Origin of the sequence: Xenorhabdus sp. IM139775, from assembly GCF_028598745.1 — a bacterium.
Lineage (GTDB): Bacteria > Pseudomonadota > Gammaproteobacteria > Enterobacterales > Enterobacteriaceae > Xenorhabdus.
Genome location: NZ_JAQRFK010000121.1, coordinates 1 through 4,517 on the forward strand (window position 1 = coordinate 1; position 4,517 = coordinate 4,517).

General features: G+C 48.1%; 3 protein-coding genes. 2 read left to right on the forward strand and 1 reads right to left on the reverse strand.

From position 1 onward, the window contains the following. Positions 1-216: colicin Z C-terminal domain-related protein (locus tag PSI17_RS15865; protein ID WP_273552890.1), on the forward strand; the 216-nt coding region annotated here is incomplete at its 5' end. Positions 217-292: 76 nt separating this feature from the next. Here the strand turns inward: PSI17_RS15865 and PSI17_RS15870 are convergent. Then, entirely contained in the window at positions 293-667 is a 375-nt protein-coding gene (locus PSI17_RS15870) for a hypothetical protein (protein ID WP_273552891.1), read from the reverse strand. Between the two features lie 516 nt (positions 668-1,183). On the opposite strand from PSI17_RS15870, the gene PSI17_RS15875 reads away from it, so the two are divergent. Continuing rightward, a complete protein-coding gene (locus PSI17_RS15875; protein ID WP_273552892.1) occupies positions 1,184-4,438 on the forward strand; it encodes an Ig-like domain-containing protein in 3,255 nt (1,084 codons plus the stop codon). Positions 4,439-4,517 lie beyond the last annotated feature (79 nt).

A 4,517-nucleotide genomic window follows, 5' to 3' on the forward strand; every position in this document is an offset into this window, starting at 1 on the left:
GTAGGACCTTATGCATATACTGTTTCATTTGATACTATTTCTTCAGCACCTTCATCATTTGATGTTGAAATTGAATATGCATCGAATTCAGGAATGATACCCGTGAGCACTATGGGGCCAGGTTCGTATACGATTAGAGGTAACGATGGTGCCGGTACAGATCGCATACGTTTCAAAAGTCATTCAGTGGGACAAACAATAGAAGTCACATACTAATAATTATTGATATCAGTTAATTATTAGTGTTATTACCTTATGGCTTCTTTACTAAAAAAGAAGCCATAGATTTACATTAATTTAGTGTGTTAACTATCTCATTGAGTATTGAATTTGATTCAACGGCTTGATTAAATCCATTTTCAGTGTGAATTTTATTAACTGTATAAATATCTTTGAATATAGGTTTTCCGTTAAAGAAAACGGATACTTTCTTTCCTATGCTTTTTTCCCAGAAGAGATTAAATGGTTCGCTGCAATCAGTATTGTTCTTTATTTTGATGAAAATGGCATTGCTGTTTTCTTTTGGAATGAAGTTTTCTATACATGATTGAGATAAGTGAAATGCAGAGCCATCGGTTTTATAATCCAGAGAAAAGGATTTTTTCACCGAAACGCAACCTGAACTAATTATTACCAACATTGATAGTATACTTATTAATCGTTTCATCTTTATTCACCTATTGTTGCAGTGCATTTGCACTATGATTACCAATGAAAGCGTTCATATTCGCAAATTTATAATAAGATTATAGGTGTATTGATCTTACAATCCATATTTATATTGTCATGCTTTAACGGTTCAAGACATCCCGCGAGTCTGTTGACCCGATAGTAATCACGTACAAACCTTGAGAAAAGGTTTTAAGATCGGACATCTCATGATGTGTTTTGTATATCAATTATTTGCTTCCCTTTGGTTATTTGATCTCATAATTTCCTCTACCAAGAAAAGAATTAAACACAGTATCTCAGCCACTTTTTCGGCCAGGGCGAGAGCATGAAAGACTAATCTTTGAACGAATTGTGTAAATAAAGCACTAATTCATACTTTAACAAGACCAGATTGAGTGATCTTCATTCTAATTATGGTTGCGTAGCATACATTTCAAGCTCAAAAAACGTTCACGCTCTCGCCCTGCTTTTTCGGCATGTTACCGCTTTCACCATTAATGAAAAGGGTAACATGCCAGTGCACCCAAAAAGTCATTTCTTTCTGCTCAGTAAAGTAAAGTCCTTTGTTATCAGCCTATTGTGCCTGTCACTTAGTCTTAATGGTTATGCTGCTTCAGAACCTAACAATCGGAACGACACTACAATCCAGCTTGCGGAGATCACTTCCCAATGGGGGCAACTGACCCGCTCACACTCACCCAGTGAAGCCGCAAAAACACTGGTCGCTCAGCAGCTATCATCAGCAGTGACATCAACACTGACCCCCTGGCTTAACCAATACGGCAATGCCCGCTTCACCTTACCTTTTGACAGCCGTTTTTCGTTAAAAAATATCTCATTTGACTGGCTGTTACCCTGGTATAGCGCTGCTTCGGGCATAGCATTCAGTCAGTTCGGGGTAAAAAACGATCATGACCAGACGACAACCTCGCTCGGATTTGGTTATCGCTATCTGGCTGATAACTGGTTATGGGGCGCCAATGCCTTCTGGGATGCACTGTGGCCGGAGCAGCATCACCGTTACGGTATCGGGTTAGAAGCCTGGCATGATAACGTCAAACTGTCCGCCAACCTTTACCAGCGTTTATCTCACTGGAAAACCTCCCGGCTGACGGATTTCGATGCGCGGCCTGCCAACGGCTGGGATATTCATGCCGAAGCCTACTTACCCGCGTTTCCGCATTGGGGCGGGCAGTTGCAGTTTGAACAGTATTACGGGCAGCAGGTGGCGTTATTTGGCGAGTCAGAACGCCAGAAAAATCCCTATAGCGTCACTGCCGGGCTGACTTATACGCCCGTGCCTCTGGTGACGCTGGGCGCAGATTTTCGGCAAGGTAAACAGGGTGTCAGAGAAAACCGTTTTACCCTGGGCATGAATTATCGGTTGGGCGTCCCGTTTAGCCAACAGCTTGACCCGAACGAAGTCGCCCCGTTGCGCAGCCTGAGAGCCAGTCAGTTTGATTTTGTCAACCGGCGCAATGATATGGTATTGGATTATCAAAAGCAGACACTGATAACTCTGGCCTTTCCGGCCTCCCTCAATGGATATGCAGGAAAAGCAATCACCTTTGTACCGACTATTCAATCCAAATACCCGCTTGCGCGTTTAGAACTGGATACGGGGGAATTACAGCAGGCGGGCGGCAAAATGCTTGACCAGCAGCCGGAGAAAGTCACCTTGTTGTTACCGAAATCCCCGGAAAAACCGGTCCGTCTTTCCGGGGTTGCTGTTGACAGCCGAGGCAATCGCTCCAACCGGGCAGCCGTGATGATTATTAGTTTGCCGACTGAAAAGCAGCTACAGGTGACAACAAATAAACTTAAGGCACAAGCGGAGGGTGATGACAGTGTGATCTATACCGTGGTGGTGACCGATCAGGAGGGGCTACCTATCCCCAATCAAACGGTTACCTGGTCAAGCGACAAAGGAAAATTGTCACACACCACACGGAAAACCGATGCACAGGGGCAGGCGTCGGTGTTTCTGAGCAGCCGTCAGCAGGGGTTGCATACGGTACGTGTTGCCGTGGATAAGGACATGGCGATTGCGCCTGCGGTCTATTTTGATGCCGTGTTGATACCGGAGATCATCGTGGATAAACATCGCCTCAAAGCCGACGGAAAAGCGGTGGCAACGCTGACCGTGACCGTCAAAAACGCTGCCGGTGAACCCGTGCCCAATCAGGCCATTGGCTGGCAGACGCATCTTGGTCAGCTTTCATCATCTGCATTAACAACCGATGCGAACGGGCAAGCCTCCGCTTATTTAACCAGCCTGACAGCAGGAACCACCGCAGTCACGGTGGCGACAGGCAGCAGAACTGTGGTTTCTCCACCCATTACCTTTACCGCATCGTTATCTCACATTCTCCAGGCAAACAAGCAAACTGCCATTGCGGATGGTCAGGACAGTGTCCTGTATACCGTTACCGTGCGCGATGCGGCCAACCAGCCCGTAGCCAGTGCCGAAGTGCAATGGTCAGTGAATAACGGGCAATGGCTGGATAAGCAAGATCAGACAAACAGCTCAGGCGAAGCCACCGCCCGGTTAGTCAGCCGAACCGCAGGAACGGCAACGGTTAACGCGGCTGTGGCAGAAAAAAACCTCGATGCCCCTGTAGTGACGTTTAAACGACTGCTGAAACCCACGATCACGGTTAATCAAGTTCAGGCTAAAGGTGATGGACAGGATGCGATTGTATTGACGGCTATGGTGAAGGATTCACTGGGGATGCCGGTGGAAAATCAGCCGGTGATTTGGCAAACCGATCACGGAGTACTGTCTTCAGAACGCACGCAAACGGATAAGTCGGGGCAGACGCAAGTCCGGCTGACCAGTACATTTGCGGGGCCGCATCAGGTCCGGGTGCAGGTTGAAGATACTCAGATAGCAGCTCCTATTGTTATATTTGATGAAGTGCTGTTATCAACCCTGCGGGTCAATAAGCCCCGTGCAGCCGCGGATGGGGCAGATAGTGTCATTTTTACGGTGACAGTCACCGATATTGATGGTCGGGGCGTGCCGGATAAAGCGGTTGCCTGGTCTGGCGATGTTGGCGAGATGGTGTTTGCGGAAGAGCGGACAGACCGTCAGGGAAATGCAACCGCCACTGTTGTCAGTCACCAGGCAGGATGGGTTTCGGTCACGGCCACCATTGGTGATCAGCCGATTGTGTCGCCGGTGGCGGAATTTATTCCCCCGTTACGTATTGTGGATACGGTTGCTGTTGACCGTCAGGGCGGCAATGCCAACCAGAAATCCTTTGGCCCCCGTGGGCCTTCGGTATTCTGGCGGGGCGCGAAATTTCGCATTATCACAGCCGGCAATACAGGCCGGGTAAACTGGCAGAGTGATTCATCGTCGGTCACGGTCTCGGGGGATACGCTGATAGTGCAACAGCGCCCCGATGGCGTAAGACTGACAGGCACCGATGAGGCAGGGCAACAGGTGGTACTGACCTTAAGAAGTGATACCTGGTTTGCGCGCTCAGGGCTGACAAAAGATTTTTATTTTAAGGCGAGACAGCTTTGCCAATCACTCGGCAGCCAGATTGCTTCTAAATATGCTTTTGAACGGCTTTATGCGCAGTGGGGTAACTTTTACCGTTACGAGGGCTGGGCACGGGAGTTTTATGTGACATCAACGGATTATCTGGCAGGCAGTTCAGGTTCAACCGAAGGACTGGCAAAATGGACATTCTGGGCAGAAACAGACCGGTGGATGCGAAATGCCTGGGCCAGTACCGGGTTTGCGTGTGGTCAGTAGCCGCATTGGACAGGGTTCCCCCGTTATCATGAAGTCAGTGGCTGTTTTAACAGCCACTGAGGGGGAATTTGTAATCTCG

What these genes read in the sequence shown, in the direction of transcription:
- PSI17_RS15870 (WP_273552891.1), bottom strand. Translation starts at nt 667, where the DNA reads ATGAAACGATTAATAAGTATACTATCAATGTTGGTAATAATTAGTTCA.
- PSI17_RS15875 (WP_273552892.1), top strand. Translation starts at nt 1,184, where the DNA reads ATGCCAGTGCACCCAAAAAGTCATTTCTTTCTGCTCAGTAAAGTAAAG.